This is a genomic window from Pseudarthrobacter sp. BRE9 (assembly GCF_031844305.1).
Classification (GTDB): Bacteria; Actinomycetota; Actinomycetes; order Actinomycetales; family Micrococcaceae; genus Arthrobacter.
In genome coordinates this window covers 237,764-260,182 of sequence record NZ_JAUZUY010000005.1, presented here as the reverse complement: position 1 = coordinate 260,182, position 22,419 = coordinate 237,764, and the positions used below count along the sequence as shown (strand labels likewise).

At 66.9% G+C, this 22,419-nt stretch carries 21 protein-coding genes; 8 read left to right on the top strand and 13 right to left on the bottom strand.

Annotation, left to right across the window (positions count from 1 at the left end):
- Nucleotides 1–5: 5 nt before the first annotated feature.
- Both Q9R31_RS12205 and Q9R31_RS12200 read right to left on the bottom strand, forming a co-directional pair.
- The gene (locus Q9R31_RS12205) at nt 6–2,669 is read right to left on the bottom strand and encodes a PEP/pyruvate-binding domain-containing protein (protein ID WP_311262994.1); all 2,664 of its coding nucleotides are present in this window, start codon (nt 2,667–2,669) and stop codon (nt 6–8) included.
- Nucleotides 2,670–2,763: 94 nt separating this feature from the next.
- The gene (locus Q9R31_RS12200; RefSeq protein ID WP_311262993.1) at nt 2,764–3,486 is read right to left on the bottom strand and encodes a DUF2306 domain-containing protein; all 723 of its coding nucleotides are present in this window, start codon (nt 3,484–3,486) and stop codon (nt 2,764–2,766) included.
- A gap of 451 nt (nt 3,487–3,937) precedes the next feature.
- Between Q9R31_RS12200 and Q9R31_RS12195 the strand changes: the two genes are divergently transcribed.
- The 3 genes from Q9R31_RS12195 (at nt 3,938) to Q9R31_RS12185 (ending at nt 6,222) form a co-directional block, all read left to right on the top strand.
- Nucleotides 3,938–4,258 carry a GYD domain-containing protein gene (locus Q9R31_RS12195; RefSeq protein WP_311262992.1) on the top strand — a complete coding sequence of 107 codons (321 nt, stop codon included), beginning with the start codon at nt 3,938–3,940 and terminating at the stop codon, nt 4,256–4,258.
- A gap of 324 nt (nt 4,259–4,582) precedes the next feature.
- Complete coding sequence (locus Q9R31_RS12190) at nt 4,583–4,825, top strand: hypothetical protein (RefSeq protein ID WP_311262991.1); 243 nt, start codon at nt 4,583–4,585, stop codon at nt 4,823–4,825.
- 176 nt (nt 4,826–5,001) lie between these two features.
- On the top strand, nt 5,002–6,222 hold the full coding sequence (locus Q9R31_RS12185) for a hypothetical protein (protein WP_311262990.1): 1,221 nt from the start codon (nt 5,002–5,004) through the stop codon (nt 6,220–6,222).
- Between the two features lie 46 nt (nt 6,223–6,268).
- Here the strand turns inward: Q9R31_RS12185 and Q9R31_RS12180 are convergent, their stop codons facing one another.
- Together Q9R31_RS12180 and Q9R31_RS12175 are read right to left on the bottom strand one after the other, a co-directional pair.
- A complete protein-coding gene (locus Q9R31_RS12180; protein WP_311262989.1) occupies nt 6,269–7,471 on the bottom strand; it encodes a histidine kinase in 1,203 nt (400 codons plus the stop codon).
- A 172-nt stretch (nt 7,472–7,643) separates the two neighbouring features.
- Complete coding sequence (locus Q9R31_RS12175; RefSeq protein ID WP_311262988.1) at nt 7,644–8,375, bottom strand: response regulator transcription factor; 732 nt, start codon at nt 8,373–8,375, stop codon at nt 7,644–7,646.
- 566 nt (nt 8,376–8,941) lie between these two features.
- On the opposite strand from Q9R31_RS12175, the gene Q9R31_RS12170 reads away from it, so the two are divergent.
- Both Q9R31_RS12170 and Q9R31_RS12165 read left to right on the top strand, forming a co-directional pair.
- Entirely contained in the window at nt 8,942–9,613 is a 672-nt protein-coding gene (locus tag Q9R31_RS12170) for a hypothetical protein (RefSeq protein WP_311262987.1), read from the top strand.
- Between the two features lie 277 nt (nt 9,614–9,890).
- On the top strand, nt 9,891–11,384 hold the full coding sequence (locus Q9R31_RS12165) for an MFS transporter (protein WP_311262986.1): 1,494 nt from the start codon (nt 9,891–9,893) through the stop codon (nt 11,382–11,384).
- Between the two features lie 58 nt (nt 11,385–11,442).
- On the opposite strand, the gene Q9R31_RS12160 is transcribed toward Q9R31_RS12165, so the two are convergent.
- The 7 genes from Q9R31_RS12160 to Q9R31_RS12130 form a co-directional block, all read right to left on the bottom strand.
- Nucleotides 11,443–12,339 (bottom strand): 2-dehydropantoate 2-reductase, encoded by an 897-nt coding sequence (locus Q9R31_RS12160; RefSeq protein ID WP_311262985.1) that lies wholly within the window; start codon nt 12,337–12,339, stop codon nt 11,443–11,445.
- A 68-nt stretch (nt 12,340–12,407) separates the two neighbouring features.
- Nucleotides 12,408–12,977, bottom strand: a complete 570-nt coding sequence (locus tag Q9R31_RS12155) for a DM13 domain-containing protein (RefSeq protein WP_311262984.1) — start codon at nt 12,975–12,977, stop codon at nt 12,408–12,410.
- A 56-nt stretch (nt 12,978–13,033) separates the two neighbouring features.
- Entirely contained in the window at nt 13,034–14,578 is a 1,545-nt protein-coding gene (locus tag Q9R31_RS12150; protein WP_311262983.1) for an HD domain-containing phosphohydrolase, read from the bottom strand.
- A gap of 72 nt (nt 14,579–14,650) precedes the next feature.
- Nucleotides 14,651–15,406 (bottom strand): hypothetical protein, encoded by a 756-nt coding sequence (locus tag Q9R31_RS12145; protein ID WP_311262982.1) that lies wholly within the window; start codon nt 15,404–15,406, stop codon nt 14,651–14,653.
- Between the two features lie 84 nt (nt 15,407–15,490).
- Nucleotides 15,491–16,240, bottom strand: coding sequence for an NAD(P)H-binding protein (locus tag Q9R31_RS12140; protein WP_311262981.1), 750 nt, complete (start codon nt 16,238–16,240; stop codon nt 15,491–15,493).
- Between the two features lie 58 nt (nt 16,241–16,298).
- Entirely contained in the window at nt 16,299–16,616 is a 318-nt protein-coding gene (locus Q9R31_RS12135) for a hypothetical protein (protein WP_311262980.1), read from the bottom strand.
- Nucleotides 16,617–16,776: 160 nt separating this feature from the next.
- The gene (locus Q9R31_RS12130) at nt 16,777–17,253 is read right to left on the bottom strand and encodes a MarR family transcriptional regulator (protein ID WP_311262979.1); all 477 of its coding nucleotides are present in this window, start codon (nt 17,251–17,253) and stop codon (nt 16,777–16,779) included.
- Between the two features lie 99 nt (nt 17,254–17,352).
- On the opposite strand from Q9R31_RS12130, the gene Q9R31_RS12125 reads away from it, so the two are divergent.
- The gene (locus tag Q9R31_RS12125; RefSeq protein WP_311262978.1) at nt 17,353–18,084 is read left to right on the top strand and encodes a hypothetical protein; all 732 of its coding nucleotides are present in this window, start codon (nt 17,353–17,355) and stop codon (nt 18,082–18,084) included.
- Nucleotides 18,066–18,893, top strand: coding sequence for an SDR family oxidoreductase (locus Q9R31_RS12120; protein ID WP_311262977.1), 828 nt, complete (start codon nt 18,066–18,068; stop codon nt 18,891–18,893). The genes Q9R31_RS12125 and Q9R31_RS12120 overlap by 19 nt, the downstream gene beginning before the upstream one ends.
- A gap of 22 nt (nt 18,894–18,915) precedes the next feature.
- On the opposite strand, the gene Q9R31_RS12115 is transcribed toward Q9R31_RS12120, so the two are convergent.
- Both Q9R31_RS12115 and Q9R31_RS12110 read right to left on the bottom strand, forming a co-directional pair.
- A complete protein-coding gene (locus Q9R31_RS12115) occupies nt 18,916–20,574 on the bottom strand; it encodes a thiamine pyrophosphate-binding protein (protein ID WP_311262976.1) in 1,659 nt (552 codons plus the stop codon).
- A 119-nt stretch (nt 20,575–20,693) separates the two neighbouring features.
- Entirely contained in the window at nt 20,694–21,197 is a 504-nt protein-coding gene (locus tag Q9R31_RS12110) for an Lrp/AsnC family transcriptional regulator (RefSeq protein ID WP_311262975.1), read from the bottom strand.
- A gap of 93 nt (nt 21,198–21,290) precedes the next feature.
- On the opposite strand from Q9R31_RS12110, the gene hisC reads away from it, so the two are divergent.
- Nucleotides 21,291–22,388 (top strand): histidinol-phosphate transaminase, encoded by a 1,098-nt coding sequence (gene hisC / locus Q9R31_RS12105; protein WP_311262974.1) that lies wholly within the window; start codon nt 21,291–21,293, stop codon nt 22,386–22,388.
- Nucleotides 22,389–22,419: the final 31 nt, after the last annotated feature.

Below are 22,419 nucleotides of genomic sequence, written 5' to 3'. Positions count from 1 at the left end.
CTTTCCTAACGTTGCCCAGTGGTGGCTGGTTGTCCGATGGTGACCGTACCGGCGTCGCCATCAACCGTGACCTGTTGAACGGTGGCCAGCCGCTGCGTCGCCACCCCGGTGCCCAGGACGGCGGGGATGCCGTATTCGCGCGCCACGATGGAGCTGTGGCTCAGCGGTCCGCCCACGTCAGTCACGACGGCGGAGGCCATCGCGAACAGGGGAGTCCAGGCGGGAGTGGTGATGCGGGCCACCAGCACCTCGCCGGGCTGCATGAGGCCGAAATCCTCGGGACCCCGCAGCACGCGGGCGGTCGCGGTGACCCGGCCGGAGCTCGCGCCGGCGCCCTTGATCACGTCGCCGGACTGGTGCTGGGAGCCTGCGGGCATCCATGACCCGAAAGACCGTTCCATCCACCTGCTCTCGGGCAGCATCTGCGGGGCGGCAGCCTTCGCCTGGCCCCGCCACAGCATCTTCCGCTCGTCGACGGCGGCGGCCCGGACGGGCCGGGAAGCTCCGGCGATGGCAGCGCCGCCAAGGGGACCATGCTCGGCGAGGCCGAAGTCGACGGCGGCGCGCAGCTCCTGGTGTCTAAGCCAGAACACGTCCTCCGGTGCGGCGAGCACCCCCGAGGAAACCAGCCGCCGCCCGAGTTCCAGCAGCATCCGTCGCAGCAGCGGCCAGGCCAGTCCGACGTCGGCCAGCGCGTCTTCGCGGGCCGGCGCGGTTTCCTGCGCCCACCGGAGCAGGCGGAAGAACAGGCGACGGCGGCGCGGCCCCAGCCGGGCGGCCATCTCCCGCGTCAGTTCCTCCCGGCGCTCGGTCAGCAGCCGCTGCCGCTCATGCGGATCGGTGCCCTGCCCGCGCAGGTAGAACTTCACCGTCTCCAGCTGGGCGGACGGGTCATCGGCCGGGACGGGGGTGGCGAAATCCAGGTTGTAGACCGCGTGGCCATACAGGTCCAGGTGCTCCTGGAAGGTGAAGCGCCATTCCTGCCAGAGGACGTCGTCCACCCCTTGTGGCGCGGAACCGGTCCGCTGGCACTGGGCGAGTTCCGCCGTCGGCCGTTCCAGCAAAGCCGCAACAAGCCCGGGATCGCTGCGCGCCCACCCTGCCAGGTCGTACAGCGACTTATCCGCCTGGATGGGCTCGCTGTCAAAGCCCAGCAGGAACGACTGGGCCGGGGGATCGCCGTCGCGCCGGACCGCCTTGTCATAGAAGGCGCGGAAGGAGAGCTCGCTCATGGCGGCGAGCGGGATGATGGACTGCACGGCGGTGTAGTAGACGGTGCCGGCGTCCAGGAGGGCCTGCGCGCCGGCCAACAGCCGTTCGCCGCCGAGCTCCGAAGGCGGGGTGGCGGACCAGTCCCTGACCACCCGTTCGTAGCGTGGATGCGAATAGTCGCGCCAGCCGGCGAGGCCCATGTGCGCCTTGCCGCGGAACAGCGCGCCCAGCGCCGGAACCGTCCTGCCCGTCATCCGCACCATGGCCCAGTTGCGGTAGTAGTAATAGGCGTAGCCGTTGATGGTGGGGAACCGCACCTCGCCATCGCGCACTGAGTTCGGGCCCAGCATCTGGTTCATCAGGGCAGACAGCGACCGGGTCACCGAACCGTCGATGAGGTCAGCGAAGAGCGGTGTGAGCGGGTCCGGCATCTGCTCCACGATGCTCGCCCGGAAATACATCCCCTTGGGGTAGGGGACGGGCCATGTGTCCGGGACGTCGGCTGCGGGTTCGGGAAGCGCGGTGATGGGCCGGGACTGCAGCAGGAAGAACCGGCCGCCGGCCCGCGCCCATTCGATGTCCTGCGGTGCCCCGAAATGGTCCGCGCTGCGCTGGCCGTAGCGGGTGAGTTCGGCTGCGGCGGCATCGTCCAGGACAGGCGCACGACGGCGGGCTTCCGCCACCTTTTCCTCGGCCGTTCCGTTCTCCGCGGCCACGGTCATGACGTGCTTGTCGGCTGTGTGCCGGGAGAGGACCCTGCCCGTGGCGGACTCAACCACCAGGTCATCCGTGGTGACCGTCCCGCTGACCACGGCCTCGCCCAGGCCCCATGCGGCGCTGATCACGGACTGGTCGCGGCGGCCGTTCGCAGGGTTGGCGGTGAACATGACTCCGGCCGCGTCCGCCTCCACCATCTCCTGGATCACGACGGCGAGCCGCACCTGGTCAGGCCGCACGCCTTCGCGGGCACGGTAGGCCATGGCGCGGGCCGTCCAGAGCGACGCCCAGCAGTCGATGACGGCGTGCCTGAGCGCCTCCGTGCCGTGGACGTTCAGGTAGGTTTCCTGCTGCCCGGCGAAACTGGCCGAGGCCAGGTCCTCCGCGGTGGCGGACGAGCGGACCGCCACTGCTGTATCCGGGCCAAGGCGTTGATAGGCGGCCTCGAGTTCGGCTTGGATGGCGGCCGGTATTACGCCTTTGCTGAATAGGGTCCGGATCAGGGCGGAAGCGTGCTCATAGTCTTCCGGCGCCGCGTCCGGTTGGAGCGTGGCGAGTTCCTGGATCGCCGCCTCGAGGTGGTTCCCGGCGACGAACTCGGAGTAGCCGGCCGTGGTCAGGACAAACCCCGGCGGGACGGGCAGCCCGGCGTGGATAAGGCCTCCCAGGCCCACAGCTTTGCCACCGGCCTCGGCGATGGCGTCCGGGCCCACATCGCCCAATGCCTTGACGTACGTCATGAGGGTGCGTCCTTGGTGCCCTGTTCCCGGCCGGATGAAGGAAGTTGGTGCGCATCATTCTGGCACCGGCAAAGGAGCTGAGGCTATAGGGGTTTTAGGTGACGGAGGGTAGCTCAGGGATGGCGGCGACGTCGCGGATTATGTGTCCTCCAGGAGCGGGCCCCCGGGCGCGGCGGTGGATGAAGAATTCGGCCACCGCCAGGCTGATCACCCAGGACGCCCCGATCAGCAGCGCCCGGCTGAGCTCGGTGACCGGCCCCACCAAGGCTATCCAGGGGAGGGTGACTACCACGATGGTTCCTTGGGCAATGCCGATGGCGTACGCCCGGGACATCCACTCGCTGTGGCGGACGTAGTTCCGGCGCCGCACCGCGATGAACCCCAGGACGATGAACGCCACCATCGCGGACCCGAACACCAGCCGAAGGACCAGCAGCAGCGGCCCGTCCAGGGGCGGGAGGTCATAGAAAACGGCCATCCACAAGCCGGACAGGGCGGCAAGCAGGCCTGTTGGGGCAAGGATACGGCCCGCGACCTTGTGCCAGCTTGGCCGGCCTCTACGGCCGCGGCGAAGCGGGGGAACGAACTGGAAGGCACCCAGCACCAGGTACACCGTGACTGTTGGGATGTGGACCAGCACGGGAACGGGCGAATCGAAGAACCTGGCGTTCTCCGGTGTTACCTGGCCTCCCGCCAACTGGGTCAGGCGGAGGGAACCGGCGAGGATCGGTACGAGGCTGAGCAGGATCAGGGCGGCTGGAATGAACCAGCGGGCCTTGGGGGCGGGACGGGAGCGGGGAATAGGCGCAATGTTCATGAGTTGGCATCTCTGGTCCAGCCGGTGGCACGTGGCCAGGCTTTGACCTTGGGCTCGATTATTCATGCTGTGGGCTGGGGCTGGATTCCAGCGGAGATGGCCGGAACAACAGCACCCAGCAGCGCCTGTTCATACGGCCTACGCCCAAGGTACTGCACTTGGTTGCGGTAAGCGATAGCCGCTGGCCAATTCCACCGCGTGAGGCCGAGTACCGCAACACATCCGCTTATTGACTGCCGGGAGCCCGGGGAATAGCGTCGGCGTTAGCGGGGTCATCCACCCCGTTTCCACGGGATAAGGGGCCGGATCTGGGCCGCTCCTGCACGGCCAATGAGCCAGGTGAGGAGGATTCTGTGTGGACGCCATCCTGCATCAAACGTGCCCGGGATCCGCGGGCGCCTTCCGCATGGCCGGCCGATCACCGTGTTCGGGATCCAGGAAGGGAAAGATCATGCCGAAGTATCTGTTTGAAGCAACGTACATGGGCCAGGGCATCAAGGGACTCATGCAGGAGGGTGGCACCAGGCGCCGCGATGCGCTGACGGAGGCCTTGAAGTCCGTGGGAGGAACGCTGGAGAGCTTCTACTACGCCTTTGGGTATTACGACGTCCTCGGTGTTTTTGACGTGCCGGATGATGCAAGCGCTGCAGCACTGTCGCTGCTGATCAATTCGAGCGGGAACGTCAACGTCCGCCTGAAGCCGCTCCTGAGCGTGGAGGACCTGGACGAGGCCGCCAAGAAGACGCCGTCCTACCGCGCGCCCGGCCAGTAGACACAGGACAGTAGCGCACACGACAGGAGGGCACCGGACAGTAGCGCACAGGACAGTAGGGGAGTTTGGCACCTTTGCCAGCAGGACGCCGTCGTACATTGCGACGGCGTCCCGCTGGTTTGGCGCGCCCGCGTGAGTCATCACACGTTATTTTGAATAGCTCATGATAAGCCGTAAAATTGGAGACAGGCCACCGTAGCCCTTGAAGGCCGCACCGGTGAACATCCCCGGGCCAGCAGGGCACGCGACACAACGCTACCGCCCTCCTGCTTGAGCGGCACAGGAACCTGAACGGCCCTCATCCTGAAACCCCAAGGAGAACCCATGACTTTGCTGGCTGAACGCCCCGCAACCTCCTCATCCACCATCCAGACCGCTGCCGGCAGCTACGTAAGTCTCCCCGCCGGCAGCACCTCGGCCCGCGCTGAGGGCACCTATGTCACCGTCGCAGGCAGCCGGAACCTGCCCCCCGTTACCCGTGGCAGCTATGTCACGGTAGCCGGCGCTCCCGCAGTTCCCGCCGGCGTCATCGAGGGCAGCTACGTAACGCTTCCCACGGCGGCCTAGCATTCCGGCGTCTTTCGGGGAAAGCACCCGCCTGGCGTAAAAGGAGGCCGACGACGACACTGGGTGTCGCCGTCGGCCTCCTTTTTGGCTCTTGCCAGGTTCTCCGGTGACCGGAGGCTCGCACGGGTAGGATTGGAGGATTGCCGCGGGGGTCGGCAGGATTTTGGGGGAACAACGTGATTTATCTGCCGCTCCGCCGTGCCGCAGGCGCGGTCTCTTCTGCCGGGATGGCACTGCTGGCGGGCGGCGCGCTCTTACTGGGATCCGCCGTCGTGGCCGTTCCTGCCTCCGCGGCCGACCCGAAGGTGATTGACGCCGTTGGACAGCCCGTGGGCGTTGTGTCAGGGCCGGACGGCACGCTGTATGTCAGCGACTACAACTGGAACGGCGGCGTCAACGCCTACAGGCCGGGGGAGACCGTGCCGTACCGCACCATCAAGGCCGGTAGCGGTCCCACCTCGCTGGCTGTGACGCCTGACGGGACGCTGTACGTGGCGCAGAGCGGGGGCGCGCAGTCGGAGATCGGCGTGGTGGCCCCGGGCGCGAACGAAGTTTCCCTGGTGATGAAGGTGTCTGCCGGCACGCACTGGCTGGCCGTGGGGCCCGAGGGTTCGCTCTACGTGGTCAACCCAGAGGAGGACTCCCTATCCGTGGTGAAGCCGGGCGAGGCGTGGGTGCACCGGACCATCCAGGCCGGACCGTATCCGGTGAAGGCGGCCCTAGCCAAGGACGGGACGGCGTATGCCACCAACCAGCTTGCCGGCACCGTTACGGTGATTGCGGCGGGGGCGCCCTGGCCGTCGCACACCATTGATGTGGGGGCCAAGGCCGCTCCGCATGGGATTGCGGCGGCGCCGGACGGGACCGTCTATGTGGCCAACATCTTGACGAATGACGTTACGGTGATCGAGCCCGGCGGCACCACGGTGGTACGGCGGATTCCCGTGGGCACTGCACCGCAGGAGGTGCTGGCCGCTGCCGACGGAACCGTGTACGTGACCGACAGCCTGGACGATTTCGTCTCTGTCATTCCCGCCGGCGCGCGCGCTGCCACGCGCACCATCGCCGTCGGCGATGATCCCGCCAGGATGGTGCAGCGGAGCGACGGCTCTGTGGTGGTGGTGAACAGGCGCGCCAAGTCCCTGACAGTGCTCGACGGCGGACCGGCCGGCACTGCCGCGCCGGTCGCCCCGGGCGGGGAAGAGGAAGCCGTGGGCGACGACGGCGGGTCAGACGGTGCCGTGATTGCCAAGGGTTCCTTTGACGTGGCTCTTCCCGCCGTCGCCGCCGGAGCGGGCGCTTTGTCCCTGGCCGGTGCTGCTGTGCTGGTCGTGGTGCTGCGGCGCCGCAGGAAGGTCAGCGGGGCGGGCGGCTCCGAGGCCTGGGCGCTGGACTGACCTGCACCCTGGGCTGTCATAGATGACCTGAGCCTACGGAGTTTCCCTAAGGCGACGAGGGGAGGTGCGCGCTCAGGAAGAAGCCTCGCTCTCTCGGTCCCCACTCGATGCTTCCTCCGGCGACCTCCACCCTCTCCTTGAGCCCCAGGAGCCCGTAGCCTGACGTGCCGTCAAGATGGTTCTCGGGCCTGCCGCCTCCGTCGTCGGAAATGTTGAGGGTCAGCGTACGGGGTTCCCACCGAAGATCGATGAGCGCATTCGTTCCCGATCCGGCGTGTTTGGAGATGTTCGTCAGCGACTCCTGCACCACGCGGTACGCAGCGTGGCCCACGCTGGGGTCCAGCTTGCCAGCCGGCCCGGAGGCCTTCACAGCCACCTGCACGCCCGCTGAACGGACGGGCTCGATCAACCCATGAATGTCGCTCAGCGTCGGCAGTGGGCTTTGCTGGTCTTCGTCTGATTTCTGGCCGGGCCGCTTCAACAGACTCAGGAGCCGGGCCAGTTCCTGCGTGGCCTCCGTTCCGACGGATTCGATCACTTCCAGGGCCTGGGCGGCACGTCGGGGATCGGTGTCAATAACCCTGCGTCCGCCGGCGGCGTGCAGCATCATCACCGTGACGGCGTGGGAGACGATGTCGTGCAGTTCCGCGGCGATGTGCGCGCGTTCCTGGGCGATGGCAGCTTCAGCCTTGCGCCGGTCTTCCTCCAAAGAGCTGATGCGGAGACGGCTTCGCGCCACAAAACGGCCGAACGCCCACGCCCCTCCCAGCCAAAAGCCCCCGGTACCGATGAACCACAGATCCTCATCAAAGGGCCTGCCGAGTGAAGTGATCAGGACAGGAAAGGCAACTGCGGTAATAAGGGCTGTCAGTGACTGCCGAAGCGGGCGATCGGATGCCACTGCGGCCAGTGCAACCAGGACAGTGGTTATTGGCATGTAAGGGACGCGGTAAAGCTCCGAGAAGGTGAAGTACCCCGGAGTGAGGAAGACAACGAAGATCGCCTGATGCAGCAGGAGCCCTGCGAAGACCATGACCGGGGCGCGGTGCCTCCAAAGGAGTGGGACGAATCCGCCCGCCACGTACATCAAAGCCGCCGCGGCCAGGACTCCCGAGAGCGAACCGGCCGTAGCCGGGAAAAAACTGGCGAGCTCGACGGCAAATGCCAGCAGCACGACGGCGAAGTCTGCCTTCGTGAAACCAGGTGACCGGTTCATCCCCGCCGGACCGGAGTGTGCAACCTTGGACATCGATGATTTTTGGACCATCATCCACCTCGCAACGGGTTCTCAAGAAAGGCTGTGCCTCTGTCCCCAGTGTGCGCCCGGCCAGGACTTTCTTCATCCACCCTCCGTATGAGCGATGGGCTACACCTCGGGGTGGACCATTGCGGTAATCGGTAATGGCGCCAGATTGGACTGCTCAGCCGCGCCCGTCCGGTTTGACCAGGCCCAACCGGTAGGCCGCCGCCACAGCCTGCGCCCTGTCCGCCACGCCAAGTTTCATCAGGATGCGGTGCACGTGGGTTTTCACGGTCGCCTCGCTGAGGAATAGGTTGGCCGCGACCTCGGTGTTATTCATGCCGCGGGCAATCGCGGCGAGCACTTCCCGTTCACGGCGTGTCAGCTCATCCAACTCTGCAGGGGTGGGGTGGAAGGGCTCCGGTCTGCTGGAGAATTCCTCGAGGAGTTTCCGGGTGACGTTCGGGTCCAGCCAGCCGGCTCCCTCAGCCAGGGCACGGATGGCGGATGCCAGGATGCGCGGCGCAGAGTTCTTGAGGATGAAGCCGGAGGCGCCGGCACGAAGGGCGGCATGGACAGCTTCATCCTCATTGAAGGTAGTCAGGATGAGGACCGGGATGGCTTCTGTGCGGCCGGCATTGAACGCTTCGGAGGTGAGGATACGCGTGGCCGCCACGCCGTCCATGACCGGCATGCGAATATCCATCACCACGACGTCGGGCTGCAGCCCTGCGATCACTTCAACGCCGGCCCGGCCGTCACCGGCCTCCCCGACCACCACCATGTCGGGCTCCGACTCCAGCAGCAGCGCCAGTCCTGCCCGGATTAGGGCTTCGTCATCGACAAGCACCACACGGAGGCGTCGGTCGGCGGTGCCGGCCGGCACGGGCGCACCGCTTCGTGTGCCATCCATGAGTGGACACTATCCATCCCCGCATTGAAAAGCCACGGCCAAACGAACCCAGGAGACCGGTCGGGTCTACACCGTGGGATGTAGCTGATGACCGCGCAGCATCCCCTTCTGATGTACGTAGGAATGGCTACCGGGGGTCGACGCGCCACGCCCTGCCGCAACCGACACTTTTATCAACTCCGTGGATAAGAAGGCCAGGGAGTTTAGAACCAAGGAGCCTTCGATGGCTTGGAATTCCAGACAACGAACAGCATGGCTGACCATAGCCACCGCCCTCAGCCTCGGACTTATTGGGACAGCACCCTCCGATGGCGCACCGGAAAGCACAGTACCTCCAGCATCAACTGGGTGGCAGAGCATCCGATGTCAGCAGGATCATGCGGCCATGCCGCTGGAAGGATCACCGGAACTCTGGAAGTTCCGTCGCCTCACCCAAAGATGAGGCAGGAAAGCACCAGCAAGGGAAAGGAATCATCATGAAAACCCGTCCAGACCCAGCAAGCGAAATCCAATCCGGGGGTCGTGGAGGCTCGGTAAGGCCAGCGCCAGGAGGAGCCATCACCGCCATGGACAGGCTCGGAGCTTTCAGCGGCGCCGCATATTTCATCTTGGCGAACGCTGCAATTGCCATCGGCGCAGACCCAGCAACGCCTGATGCGCCAACAGGGCAGCAGAGCCTTGACGGTTTAGCACGCATGGCCGCCAACCCAGCCGCCCAGGCGGCGATGGGCATGGAATTTCTGGCGTTCACGTTGTGGATGGCGTTCGTTGGATACGTTTGCTGGCGGCTGCGGGCTGCCGGCTGGGTGGCGGCAGTCGCCCTCGTCGGCGGTGTTGTCGAGATTGCTGTGAAGTTGGGTTCAGCGGGCCCTCTCATTTCCGGTTATTCGCTGCGTGACCAGATTTCGCCGGAGCAGGCCGCCATTCTCACCCAGATGAACAAGGCAGATTTCATGGTCGGACTCCTGCCGGCCGGCCTGTTCGTGCTTTGCGCCGCCTTTGCCGCCCTCAGGACGAAGGAGTTGGGCCGCGTGCTGGCCTGGTCCGGCATTGTCATCGGGGCGGGCAATATCGTCACCGCGGCGGTCATTGGGGTGAATCTTCCGGAGTCCGGCTTCGCGCCGTCGTTCCTGCTGATCCTGGTGTGGGAGCTGGTCATCAGCCTGCGCTGGGGCTTTGCCCGCAGCCACCCCCGGATTCAGGCAGCCATCAGCCCGGTAAACCCGGCGATCAGCTAAGGCTGCGCCCGTCCACCCAGGAGTGGGCCCGGGCCAGTAGGAGAGTGAGCCACATGGCCAGCGGGCCGCCGTCGTAATGTTCGACGGCGGTTCGCTGGTTGGGCGCCAGAGCCGGCTGGCCTTCGACGACGGCGCTTCAGGAAGTGCCTGCAGGCCGTTGTTGCCAGAGCGCGTCGGTGGCAGGAAGATCGAAAGTGTTGGGCTCCTGCCGGCCAGGCGGGCCGGAAGAACCACGGCACATGCCCAGCCCCTAGACTGAGGTGGCGGTGAGCAGGCCATGACAGAGCACAACCAGCAGCAGCGGCGGCTGAAAGTATCCGACGTCAACGTGGTGAACCACCGGACGCTGCGGAAGGCGCTGGGCGGCACCATCGTCGGAAACACCATGGAGTGGTACGACGTCGGTGTATTCGGCTACCTCATCACCACCATGGGGCCGGTGTTCCTGCCCGAGGCGGACAAGGCAGTGCAGAACCTGTTCCTGCTGGGGACGTTCGCCGCCACGTTTATCGCCCGGCCCCTGGGCGGGATCTTCTTTGGCTGGCTGGGGGACAAGATCGGCCGCCAGAAGGTGCTTGCCATGACGCTGATGCTGATGGCCGCCGCAACGTTCGCCGTCGGACTGCTGCCGGGGTACGAGGTGCTGGGCCTGTGGGCGGCGGTGCTGCTGGTGGCCACCAAGCTGGTGCAGGGGTTTTCCACCGGCGGCGAGTACTCGGGGGCCACTACTTTTGTGTGCGAACACGCGCCGGACCGGCGCCGCGGCTTCTACGTCAGCTTCCTGGACATGGGCAGCTACCTCGGTTTTGCGACGGGCGGGGCGGTGGTGTCCGCGCTTCAGCTGACCCTGGGCCAGGAGCAGATGGGGGAGTGGGGCTGGAGGATCCCGTTCCTGGTGGCCGGTCCGCTGGGTATCGTCGCCGTCTACTTCCGGTTGAAGATCGAGGAGTCGTCCGCCTTCAAGGCCACGCTGCAGGCCGAAGCGGTGGCGGCCAAAAGTCCCGGAGAAGAGCTTCGCCCCGTGGGGCCGGTGGGCATTGTGAAGGCGCACGGGCGGCCGCTCGTGCTGGCCATGATCCTGGCGGCGGCTGCCAATACTGTGGCCTACGCCCTCACGTCCTACATGCCTACGTACTTGACCAGCAACAAGGGGTACGACGAGGTCCAGGGGACGCTGCTGACCCTCCCGGTCCTGGTGGCCATGGCGCTGTGCATCCCGTTCACCGGGCTTCTCTCGGACCGGATCGGCCGCCGCCGCGTGCTGTGGATCGGGGCCTTGAGTACGGTGGTGTTCGCGGTTCCCGCGTTCCTGGCGATAGCGGTGGGCAGCCTTCCGATGACATTGCTCGGCCTGGCCCTGATTGCCTTCCCGGTGGCGTTTTCGGTGCCGAACCTCGCCTCGGCGCTGCCGGCGCTGTTTCCCACCGAGCACCGCTATTCAGCCATGGGCATCGCCTACAACCTTGCAGTTGCCATTTTCGGTGGAACGGCCCCGTTCATCATCGCGGCCCTCATTGGAGTGACCGGCGACGATATGGCGATTGCGTACTACCTCATGGCGGTGGCCGTGGTGGCCGCCGTGGCCATCCGGTTCCTGCCTGAATCAGCCGGGCGGAACCTGCCCGGGTCGATGCCCAGTGTGGATTCGGAGGAAGCCGCCCGGAAGCTGGTGGAGACGCAGGACAACAACCCGTTGCTGGACCTGGACTCGCTGCCGTTCGAGGCCCTGGAGATCGCTCGGGATTCACACAAGGGACGGCCCGGAAGGTGATGTAACGCAGGCACGTACGACGGCGGGACTTGCGTGAGTGCCGCCGTCGCCCGATGGCTCAGAGCTGCTGGCCGGCCCGGATCTGAATGAGGGTGAGGTCCAATAGCGGCGTGGGAACGTTCAGGTCCCTGGCCCTGCATGCGAGGTCGCCGAGGATATGTTCAGCTTCCGACGGCAGTCCGGCGCTGAGGTCCCGGTACAGGGAGGACGTGAAGGCCGATCCCGGTTCGGTGAGTATGCCGACCGCCTGTGCATGAGCGGCGTCGGAAACTGGATGTCCCGCCGCGGCCGCCACCGCTTCGGCTTCACTGATGGCCTCCAGGATCCTCGACTGTCCGCCGGCCTCAAGGGTCCGTCCTACCGGGGCCCGGAACAGGCAGTTGACGACTCCCGCGGCCGCGATGAAGGCCCATTTGTCCCACAGCGCGCCCCTTACGTCGTCCACTACCGAGAAGTCGACGGCGGGCACGTTCAGAGCTTCGGAAACCTCCGGAGGGACAGGGTTTCCGTTCAGCCCGCCAATCATGAGCGAAGTGAGGGGCATCTGCTGGCGGACCACATCGCCGTCGAGTGTCGCGACAATCCGCGCCAGGCCGCCGAGTACCTGCCCGGGGTACTGCTGCTCCAGCCGGTCCACATGGGCCATGCCATTAAGAATCGGAATGATGGCGGTTTCCGGCCCCACGAAAGCGCCGATTTCACCCACAACGCCCTCGAAGGCCGTGGCTTTGACCGTTACGAGGATAAGATCGAAAGTCCCTGACGCGTCCAGCGCGGTGATAGCTTTCACCCGGTGCGTCCGGTCAGCGGTGGGGGAGACGAAGCGGAGCCCGTCGCGGCGAAGGACCTCCTGCTTGCGCGGACGCACCAGGTACGTGACATCCCGCCCCGCTTCCTGCAGGAGCGTACCGAACGCCCCGCCTGTGGCTCCGGCTCCGACGACGAGTATCCGCATGTGAGCATGCCTTTCCGGGTTTGTCGAAAATGTTGACCGGTTTCAGGGTATGCCCGGCGGTCCTTGGCCTACGTGTTCAACTCGGCAGCGGCGAATGACACCGCGAAACGAGCGCACCAGATGCTGACGGAGCTGTAGTCGCCAAGCTCCGCGGCAGCCGGAATCTCATAGTTCTGGTCGCCCTTGTTCGCTTTGAGCGCGCCCAGGTCAAGGTACGCGCCGTCGTCGAAGACGTACCAGCCGTCGAAGCCCTCGATCACTGGGGCGTTGGTGAGCCAAACATGGAGGTCTGGTCCGTCGGACGTATCAAGGCCTTCGAGCCTGAGGATCCGCCTTCCGTCCGGGAGTTCCAGGATCTTCACCGTTCCCGAGCTGGCATGTTCGTGACTGATGAGTTGGCCTTTTGCCAGCTCACGCGGAACTGGGACGGAAGCGACGGCGGAGGGCGCTGCCGAGGGCGCCGCCGACTCGGTGGCAGGCACGCCCGCAGGTGTGGCAGCAGGTGTGGCAGCGGCCGGAACATCCTCGATCACCGTTGAGCTGGTGAAGATGCGCCAGGGCTGGAACAGGTACAGTCCCACGCTAACCGCGATGACAGCCACGAGCAGCACGGCCGGGATGACAACGCGCTTTCTCATACCCCATTAACGTCGGCATAGACGGTGCCGTTCCGGGTCAGGGCGTCGCCCTACGGCTAATCGATCAGCCCGTTCCTGACCGCGAACAACGTGGCACCCACCCGGTTGGTTGCACCGATCTTGGTGTAGATGTGCTCCACGTGGTTGCGGACGGTCTTGCGGGCCAGGAACAGGCTGGCGGCTATCTCGGCCGGAGCCATCCCGCGGCAGAGCATACCGAGGATTTCCACTTCCCTGGGGGTGAGCCCGGCCGGAGAAGCAGGCCGGCGGTGGGGCTGCTGGCCGGCCGCCGTAAGCACGGCGTCAGCAGCCTCGGGACTGATCCGGCCAGCTGAAACCTCCTGCCGCAGCCGTGCAGCTGCCTCGGACGGTCTGAGCGCGGCCCGGTGTGGACGCGGCTCCAGGGAGGCATGGTAGGAATCTGCGGCCGCCAGGATCCGCTGCTTGATCCCCAACTCGGTTCCGCCAATTCCGCGTGGGTAGCCGGACCCGTCCAGCCGCTCATGGTGCAGGCCGGTCAGGGCCGCCTCGCCCTTCAGCCCGGGAACACGGCTGAGGATCCGTTCCCCGAGGTACGGATGCATGTGGATGCGTTCCAGGTCCGCCCGGGAGAGGGGCTCCTTCTTGTCCCACACCTGGTTGGAGACTCCCAGCCGGCCCAGGTCGTGAACCCATCCTGCACGGCGGAGCTCACTGACATCGTCGGCCGGCAGCCCGTGCTCCTCGCCCGCAGCGGCCGCGAGGGCAGCCACGGCGCGGGAGTGTCCAGCGGTATAGGGAGACTTTAGGTCTGCGAAGTCACCGACAGCGCAGAGTACCGCGTCCAGCTGCGGGCCGGACAGCGGAGCGTCGTTGGGAGCCAGGTCCAGGGCCGCCTGCCAGCAGTCGACGTCGAGGAGTCCTTGGGTGAGCGCCGCGGCCTGGTCGATGAACAGCCCGGCCAGGGCCGGATCGAACTGGCTGCCGCGGCGCGCCCGCACCATCGCCACAGCACCGGCCACGCCCTCCTGCCGCAGGAACACCTCCGCCGTGTCCGCGAGATGCATGATCCGCATTTCCAGCGGGATGTCCGGCCCCGCGACGCCCTCCGGCAGGCCCCTGCCGTCCCAGCGCTCAAAGGTGTGGGCAAGCAGCCCTGCCACGCCGCCGTCGAGCCCCACATTGGTGGCCAGCACCCCGGCGGAGCTGCAGTGCGAGGCAATCATGGTCCGCACCGCGGCGCTGCCCGTCGCCGCGAAACGCGTCCAGTGTGCAACGCGGGCGATCGGCGGGAGGCCCGCGCCGGCATGGCTGAACATGCCGGCGTACATGGGCAGTCCGCGCTGGTCGCGGTTGTAGTAATCGGCGCGGAAAGCGATGTCGTCCGTGAACAGCGCTGCCAATTCGAAGGAATCCGCGTGGCAGCCGATCCATGCCACCTGGTTCGCGTAGTAGAGCCTGCCCTGCCCGGCGGCGTCAACTCCCGCTGCCCCGGCGATCCGCAACGCCAGCAGGCAGGAACGCAGCATGTGCTCCATCGGTTGCCCGAGGCCCAGGTCGATGGCGAGGGACAGCGCGGCCAGGACTTCACTGCGGCGGGGTCCAGCCGCTGGCTGCTTCACACGTGCCATTCTAGGGACGCCATCACCCCGGGCAGTAGGGGTCGGCGGGCCGAAGGGACCGGCCCACCGCCGTCATGCCAGCTGGTTCTTTCCGGCGCGTTGGCTGGCGGGTTCCGGCCCAGCCGCACGGGCGGTGGACGGGAACCGCACGCCCACCTGCGCTCCGAACAGTCCACGCTGCGGAAGCCAGAAGTCCGCCAGGTGGTCCTGCACCTCCAGCGCCCCGGGCGTGCCCGCGTCCTCGCCCAGGATGGTTGCCTGGGAATCCGTGACCAGCCACAGCTGCCGGGGCTGGGCCTGGAACGTCTGGCCGTTGGGCACCATCCCGGAGACCTTCATCTTGCCGGCGCCGAGCAGCGGTCCGGCGAATGCTCCCATGGCGTGGAGCACGGGCTCGTTGCGCCACAGGCTTTCGGGCATCCGGACGGCCATGGCGGTCAGCATTGAGGTGGCCGCGGAGGTGCCCAGCTGCAGGCGCCAGTCAATGACGCCCGGAACGGTGATCAGGGCGGTGAAGGGCCCGCCCCACTGGATGTCGACGTCGGTCTCAACAGTGTGGTGCACGGCCGCCCCGAAGTAGCGTGCGCAGCTGAATTCCGGTGCGGTGTTGGCGTAGATGGTCCACTCGCCGCCAGGCGTGCGGTGCCAGACGGAGCGGTAGCCGGGGCCTACGGAGCTCACCGGGAAATCCCGGAAGGCCAGGTAGTGGCCGCTGGTGAAAGGTAACCCCAGGACGGCGTAGCCGGCGAAGTGCTCCGCTGCGTCGTAAGGAAGTTCGGCAAGTGTCGGTGTTGCCTGTGCTGATGACTGCGGCTGGTAGGTGGTCATGGCCGCCTCCTTTTCTCTATGCCCTGAGATTAGGACCGGGCCACAGCATGGGCATGGGGCAACTGCCCCATTTGGCATCGGCTTTTACGCGGCGTCGATGGCTTCCAGCCACTCCAGGAACGTCTGGCGTCCGACGGCGGAGCCCGGCGCCGGGATCAGGCCGCCGTTGCGCATGGCCTTGCCCATGGGGCCGGGCAGGTGCAGCGGAACGATCCGTTTTTTCTGCTGCGTCTTGGCCAGATAGGCCGCGACCAGGCCTTTCAGTTGTTCCGTCCGGGGGCCGCCGAGGTCCGGGATGCGTCCCTGCGGCCCGGCCTCGACCGCGTCCACCAGGGCCGCGGCCACCTCCTTTGCCGCCACCGGCTGGGTGACCATGGTGGGCACAAAGACCAGCGGGCCCACTGAGGCGGCCTTGATGGACATCGGCACGAACTCGTGGAACTGGGTGGACCGGAGGAGGGTCCAGGGAATGCCGCCGTGCCTGACCTCGTCCTCCTGCACCAGCTTCCCGGCGTACAGCCCTGAATTGGCCTTGTCGATGCCCACGATGGACAGCGCCACATGGTGCGTTACGCCGGCCTTCTTCTCCGCCGCCAGCAGGTTCTGGGTGGCGTTGGTGAAGAAATCCACGGCCTTCTTGGTGGACACGGTTTGGATCCCAACGACGTCGATCACGGCTTCGACATTCTGGAGAGCCTGATCGAGGCCGCGCCCGCTGACCAGGTCCACTCCTTCGGTGCGGCTGAGGCTGACCACGTCGTGCCCGCGCTCCCTGGCGATGGTCACCACGTGGCGGCCCACCGCACCTGTTCCCCCTGCAACGGCAATCCTCATGAAAGGAATCCTAAGCCGCTCCTACGACAAGAACCCGCTGCGTTCCACCGCCCTGCTGCTAGGCGTTGTCCGCACCTTCTCCTGTGTCCTCCCACATGACATCCAGATTGTGGAAGATCACGGGTCCGTCGCACAGTTTCGCCATCTTGGCTGCGAACTCCGATGTTTCCGGACGCCCGGAATTCTCCATCGCTGTTTCAAAGGAGTCGAAGTCGACCACGGTGAAGTAGTGCCCCGGATGGTCCCTGTCCGCCGTGGCCACGATGCGGCGGAATGTAGGCAGCGTGGTCCCCTCGGTGCGTGAGGGGCGGCCCAGCTCTTCGATCTCCTTGATGCGGGAAGAGGTGAATTCAATGATCTGCATAAACCCGGCCATGACGGCTCCTCGACGGCGGTGGACGCTGATGCGCTTACGGTAGACCCACTGTCCCACCCGCAAAAGGGGAGAAATGCCCATACTTTGCGGCCACTGGCGTCCCAGAAGCAGTCCATTCCCGGTGACGGGGCTCGACGGCGGTGCTCGCCGCCGTCGGGCGTTACCCTGATTGACTCACGCTGCCGCGGTGGAGGTCCCGGTCCAGCCCATGGGCGTCGGCGAGCTGGGCGAGCAGGACGCCCAGCTGTGCGGCCTGGTCGCCGGTCAGGGGTGCCAGCAGCTCCGCTTCGTGTTGTTCGGCGATCCCGCGCAGTTCATGCAGTACCTGCTGCCCGGCGTCCGTGAGGTGCAGCTCGTAGTTCCGCCGGTCGGTGCTGCTGCGGGTTCTGTCCACCAGCCCGCGGCCCTCAAGCGAGTCGATGAGCGGCACCACGCGGCTGGGAACGATGCCCAGCTTTTCCGCGACGGACCGCTGGCTCAATCCAGGCGCACGGCCCAGCAGGCGGATGACGCCGGCGTCGCCTGGCGTGAGGCCGATCCCACGGGTGCGCTCGGCAAACCGGGAGGATGCCACGGCGCCGAGCTGTGACAGGAGGAAGGCTGTCCGCTTCGACTGGCGCTGGGTGGCTGGGTTCATGGCTCCAGAATACCCCCTTGACAGAATAATTCTCCAGGTGAACCATTTGACTAGTGATGCAATTCCCGTGCAGCCACAGCCTAGTGGAAGGGTGCAGCCATGACTGATCACACAGTTGTAGATGGACGGAGCGCAGCCCGGTCCGGTGGGCCGCATCCCGGGGTGCTTGCCATTGTCAGCTTGGGATTGTTCCTGGCCAGCCTGGCTGCAACTCCCTTGATCACCGGCGGGCAATGGTTCGTTTCCCCGTTCGCACCTGCCGCTGACGCCGCGGGGTTCTTCCGGCATAACGCCACATCCGCGCAAGTGGCGGGCATGTTGCAGTTCGGTTCGGCTGTGCCCCTGGGGATCTTTGCGGCCACTGTCTACGCCAGGCAGCTGCGGCTCGGAGTGCGCGTCCCCGGACCGGCGATCGGCTTCTTTGGCGGCATCGCCGCGGCGGTGTTCCTCATGCTCTCGGGTCTCATCACGTGGCTGCTGGGCCGTCCCGAAGTCGTCGCGGACACGGCCCTTGCGCAGGCGCTCGCCTTTCTCGCCAACCTCACGGGAGGGGTGGGCTTCGTGGTGGGACTTGGCCTGCTGGTGGCCGGGACCGCCGTCCCGTCGCTCATCCTTGGCTTCTTGCCGCGGTGGCTTGCGTGGACCGGACTGGTCATCGCCGCCCTGTCCGAGCTGAGCTTCCTCTCGATGGTCCTCGAACCGCTTCAGTTCCTCCTGCCAGTTGGGCGGTTCGGCGGACTCGTGTGGCTGATCGCCGCCGGTTTCCTGTTGCCCCGCCGGCGTGCTGCAGCGAACCAGGAAGGCCGCGCACAGTGGACGGCGCCGCGATGACGACGGCGGAGCGGGCCATGGTGGGGCGCGACAGGCCGTTGTCGGGCAAGGTGGCGCTGGTCACCGGCGCGAGCAGGGGCATCGGCGCCGCGATTGCTGCGGCCTTTGCCGAGGCCGGAGCGCAGGTGGTCATGGCGGCCCGGGACAGCGACAGCCTGGCCAGGCAGGCGCAGTCGATTCAACGGGTCGGGGGCAGCGCCGTGGTCCTGCCCGTGGATGTGACCAGTGAGGAGTCGGTCAAAGGGGTGCTGGCCGAGATTCGCCACCGGTTCGGGCGGCTCGATGCCGCGGTCAACAATGCGGCCGGTGGTGGGCGGCCGCCGGCACCCCTTGCCGAATGGAGCAGTGTGGAGTTCGACAGCGCCATCGCCGTCAGCCTGCGCGGGGTGTTCCTTTGCCTGAAGTACGAAATCGAACTGATGCTGGCCGGCGGCAACGGCGGAGCGATAGTGAACATGTCCTCCACGGCCGGCGAACAGGGCGTCGCCGGGCTGAGCGGATACGTCACCAGCAAATTCGGTGTAGGAGGCCTGACCCGGGTGGCAGCCCTTGATTACGCCGCCCGCGGTATCCGCGTCAATGCGATCGCCCCGGGGCCGATCCTCACGGACCGCCTCGCCTTGGCGGGGCAGGCAGCGCAGGATCGGGTGGCCGCGTCAGTGCCGGTGGGCCGGATCGGCACTACCGCGGACGTTGCAGCCGCCGCCTTGTGGTTGTGTTCCGAGCAGTCCAGCTTTGTCACGGGTACTGTGCTGGCCGTCGACGGCGGCAGGCTGGCGGGGACTCTGGCGTTCACCGCGGGCAGGTAGGGTCTCGTATTCGTGCAGGGTGTTACCCCGCCACCGGAGTCTTCGCCGCGCGGGACGCCGCCATCCACTCGCTCAGCCACGGCGCCCGGACACTGGAGGTGATCCGGCAGTCGGCCACGAAGGTTCCCTTGGCGCCGGCGTCGATCCAGGCCTGCAGTGCGGACAGGTCGTCAAGGGACCGGATAACAGCGGACTCGGCACCCAACGCCCGCGCAACCCCGCTGAAGTCCACCTCCGGAATCAGCATCGGCTTCTCAGTCAGGCCTTGCGAGCCGTACTGGTGGATCTCTGCTCCGTAGGCGGCGTCGTTGTAGATCACCACGATGGCGCTGCGGGCCGCTCCGATCAGTGATTCGAGGTCGGACAGGCCCATCAGGAACCCCCCGTCGCCCGAGGCGAGCACCAGGGTGCAGCCGTCCTCCACCGCACGGGCTGCCCCCACGGCGCTCGCAAGTCCCAGTCCGATCGACTGGAAGGCGGTGCCCACCATCACCAGGTCCTGCGGCCGCGGGATGTTCCAGTACATGGGCGCCCAGCCAATGAAGTGGCCGCCGTCCTGGACCACCGTGCGGCGCTCCGGAATCACGGGGTCCAGCGCGGTGGCGAGGGCGCGCGGGTCCAGTCGGCCGTCAGTAGTTTCCGCAGAGCCGGCCTCATGTCCCGGTCCGGCAGCCAGACGCTTGGAGGCTTCGGCCCGCCAACCAGCCAGAGCGGCTTCACCGTCCAGCAACGCCAGGAGCCGCGAAGCAGCGGCCTTCGCATCGGCCTGAACGAACAGGTCCACCCGCGGGTTGGTCGGCTGCAGCGCGGTGTCGATCTGGATGACGGTGCTGTCCGGGCCCAGCAGGTGCCCGAACCGCAGGGTGAAGGGGCTCAGGCTGGCCCCGGCCACCAGGACCACGTCGGCCTCGCCCATGAGCCCGGCCGCGGTGTCGGTGCCGAAACCGCCGGCCACGCCCAAGTACCCCTCGCCATTGAGGAGGTTGAGCGCCAGGGCGGTTCCGGCGGTCAGTGCGCCGAGCCGGTCGGCGAGTTTACGGAGTTCCGGGCCGGCGCCGGCGAGGTGCGCACCCCGGCCGGCCAGGATCAGCGGCCGTCTTGCCCCGGCGAGCAGGCGGGACACTTGCCCAAGGTCCGCGCCGCCGTCGTGCGTCACCTGAAGTGCCGACGGCGACGGAAGTTCCTGGTCCTCAGCCTCGAGTGCGGCGAGGTCGTAGGGGATGGCAAGCACGACGGCGGTGCGCCGGGTGAGGGCGTACTCCACCGCCTGCCGGGTGACGGTGCCCGCGGTGTCGGGGGTGACGGTGAAGGTGGCCGCGCCCAGGCCCGCGGCGATGGCGGCCTGGTCCACGTCCCAGGGGCGGGCGCCGCTGGTGGGAGCGTCCCCGGTGACCAGCACGACGGGGATCTGCGCCTGGACGGCCTCGGCCAGGGCGGTGAGCGCGTTGGTGTAGCCGGGGCCGTAGGTGGTGGTGCCGACGGCGAGCCGTCCCGACGCGCGGTAGTAGGCGTCGGCCGCGGCGATGGCGGCTCCCTCATGCCGGACGGGGGTGAAGCGGAGCCCGTGCTTCTCCGCGGCGTCCAGGAAGTAGACGTTGCCATTGCCCATGACGCCGAAGACGTCGCTGACATAGCTGCTGAGAACCTGCGCCACGCGGCCGGAAACGGTGAGAGTAGTCATGCAGGCAGCCTGTGTCCTGCATCTCACATTTGCAATACCGCTGGATTCTGTTGGGACTTTTGGCAGCATGAGCTGCTGGCAGTGACAATCTGCCCATTTTTGGTGCCCGTCACGCGGGTTTACTCCGAAGGCCGCGCTTCCTGCTCGGACAGCCGGCTGATGAGGCCGTCGTAGCGGGGCGGCATGAGTTCCAGGATGGAGATGGCCGTGCTGGTCCGCTCGATCCCGTCGATCTCCAGGATCTCGTTGGTGATGCGGTAGAGGTCAGCCGTGCCGCGGGCCACCACCTTGGCCATGAGGTCCGCGTCCCCGGTGGTGGCGTGCACCTCGATGACCTCCGGGATCGCGCCGAGCCCGTTCTCCACCGAGCCGGTCCTGGTCTGGCTGATGGAGAGGGACAGGAAGGCCATCAGTTCGTAGCCCAGGGCGGCGGGGTCCAGCCTGCGGCTGAAGGAGCGGAGCGCGCCGCTGCGCTCCAGCCGTGCCAGCCGCGCGTGGACGGTGTTCCGTGCGACGCCGAGTGTCCGGGAAAGTGCCAGGGCGCTGGCTTCGGGGTCCTTGTCCAGGGCGAGGATGATCCGGCCGTCGAGGGAATCGAGGGTGCGAGAGTTTGTGATGGTCATATTTTCACCAGAGGTACTAGAAGTTGAGCAGAAGTCCCAAGCACCGGAGCCTACCTTGCATTGTGGTCCGGGTCACTTCCATGATCGGACCTCATGACCAGTGATCAGCTTTTGGCCGTTCCCGAAACTGCGGTGCCCACCCTTCGCGGCGCGGTGACCGGCCTTCCGTCCTACGTCCCGGGCCGGCGCAGCGCCGGCGCGGACATCGCCGCCCTCGCCAGCAACGAAAGCCACTACGAGCCCCTGCCCGCAGCCGTCACTGCGGTGGCCGAAGCGGCCGGCAGGATGAACCGCTACCCGGACATGGCCGCCGTCGAACTCCGCGAACGGATCGCCCAGCACCTGGGCGTCACCGCCGACGAAGTGGCGGTGGGACCCGGCAGCGTGGGCGTCCTGCAGCAGATCATTACCGGACTGTGCGACGCCGGGGATGAGGTGGTGTTCGCGTGGCGCTCCTTCGAGGCGTACCCCATCCTGGTGGAACTGGCGGGGGCCCGCACGGTCCGCGTCCCGCTGGATGCCTTTGAGGGCCATGACCTTGAAGCGATGGCCGCGGCCGTCACCGACCGCACCAAGGTGATCCTGCTCTGCACCCCGAACAATCCAACCGGCGTGCCGATCGGCCATGAGCGACTCGAGGCCTTCCTTGGTGCCGTCCGCTCGGACGTCCTGGTGGTGATTGACGAGGCGTACGTGGAGTACGCCGATGCCGGCAGCGGCCCCGATTCCCTGGCGCTCTACCGCCGGTACCCGAACGTCTGCATCCTGCGCACCTTCTCCAAGGCCTACGGACTCGCCGGCCTGCGCGTGGGCTATGCCGTGGCGTCGCCGGCCATCGCCGAGGGGCTGCGTCGCACCGCCCTTCCCTTCGGCGTGAGTGCGCTGGCCCAGAAGGCGGCCATCGCGTCGCTGGATGCGGGGGAGGAGATGGAGGCGCGGGTTTCGGCCGTCAAGCAGGAGCGAGCCCGGATGGGCGCTGAGCTGGAAGCGCAGGGCCGGAAGCTGCAGCCGAGCCAGGGTAATTTCCTCTGGATCCGGGCTGATGCTGGCCTTCTGGCGAGGCTGGTCGACGCGTTCGACCGCGCCGGCATCATGGTCCGGGCCTACCAGGGCGACGGGGTGCGGATCACCGTTGCCGACCCTGCCTCCAACGACCGCGTGCTCCGGCTCCTCGAAGCCCACGCGGCCTGAAGTTTTATCCCCAACAGTTCCACCTACAACC

Bases quoted from the DNA above. Each gene is read 5' to 3' on its own strand.
- Q9R31_RS12205 (WP_311262994.1), bottom strand. From the start codon at position 2,669: ATGACGTACGTCAAGGCATTGGGCGATGTGGGCCCGGACGCCATCGCC.
- Q9R31_RS12200 (WP_311262993.1), bottom strand. From the start codon at position 3,486: ATGAACATTGCGCCTATTCCCCGCTCCCGTCCCGCCCCCAAGGCCCGC.
- Q9R31_RS12195 (WP_311262992.1), top strand. From the start codon at position 3,938: ATGCCGAAGTATCTGTTTGAAGCAACGTACATGGGCCAGGGCATCAAG.
- Q9R31_RS12190 (WP_311262991.1), top strand. From the start codon at position 4,583: ATGACTTTGCTGGCTGAACGCCCCGCAACCTCCTCATCCACCATCCAG.
- Q9R31_RS12180 (WP_311262989.1), bottom strand. From the start codon at position 7,471: ATGTCCAAGGTTGCACACTCCGGTCCGGCGGGGATGAACCGGTCACCT.
- Q9R31_RS12175 (WP_311262988.1), bottom strand. From the start codon at position 8,375: ATGGATGGCACACGAAGCGGTGCGCCCGTGCCGGCCGGCACCGCCGAC.
- Q9R31_RS12170 (WP_311262987.1), top strand. From the start codon at position 8,942: ATGGACAGGCTCGGAGCTTTCAGCGGCGCCGCATATTTCATCTTGGCG.
- Q9R31_RS12165 (WP_311262986.1), top strand. From the start codon at position 9,891: ATGACAGAGCACAACCAGCAGCAGCGGCGGCTGAAAGTATCCGACGTC.
- Q9R31_RS12160 (WP_311262985.1), bottom strand. From the start codon at position 12,339: ATGCGGATACTCGTCGTCGGAGCCGGAGCCACAGGCGGGGCGTTCGGT.
- Q9R31_RS12155 (WP_311262984.1), bottom strand. From the start codon at position 12,977: ATGAGAAAGCGCGTTGTCATCCCGGCCGTGCTGCTCGTGGCTGTCATC.
- Q9R31_RS12145 (WP_311262982.1), bottom strand. From the start codon at position 15,406: ATGACCACCTACCAGCCGCAGTCATCAGCACAGGCAACACCGACACTT.
- Q9R31_RS12140 (WP_311262981.1), bottom strand. From the start codon at position 16,240: ATGAGGATTGCCGTTGCAGGGGGAACAGGTGCGGTGGGCCGCCACGTG.
- Q9R31_RS12135 (WP_311262980.1), bottom strand. From the start codon at position 16,616: ATGGCCGGGTTTATGCAGATCATTGAATTCACCTCTTCCCGCATCAAG.
- Q9R31_RS12130 (WP_311262979.1), bottom strand. From the start codon at position 17,253: ATGAACCCAGCCACCCAGCGCCAGTCGAAGCGGACAGCCTTCCTCCTG.
- Q9R31_RS12125 (WP_311262978.1), top strand. From the start codon at position 17,353: ATGACTGATCACACAGTTGTAGATGGACGGAGCGCAGCCCGGTCCGGT.
- Q9R31_RS12115 (WP_311262976.1), bottom strand. From the start codon at position 20,574: ATGACTACTCTCACCGTTTCCGGCCGCGTGGCGCAGGTTCTCAGCAGC.
- Q9R31_RS12110 (WP_311262975.1), bottom strand. From the start codon at position 21,197: ATGACCATCACAAACTCTCGCACCCTCGATTCCCTCGACGGCCGGATC.
- hisC (WP_311262974.1), top strand. From the start codon at position 21,291: ATGACCAGTGATCAGCTTTTGGCCGTTCCCGAAACTGCGGTGCCCACC.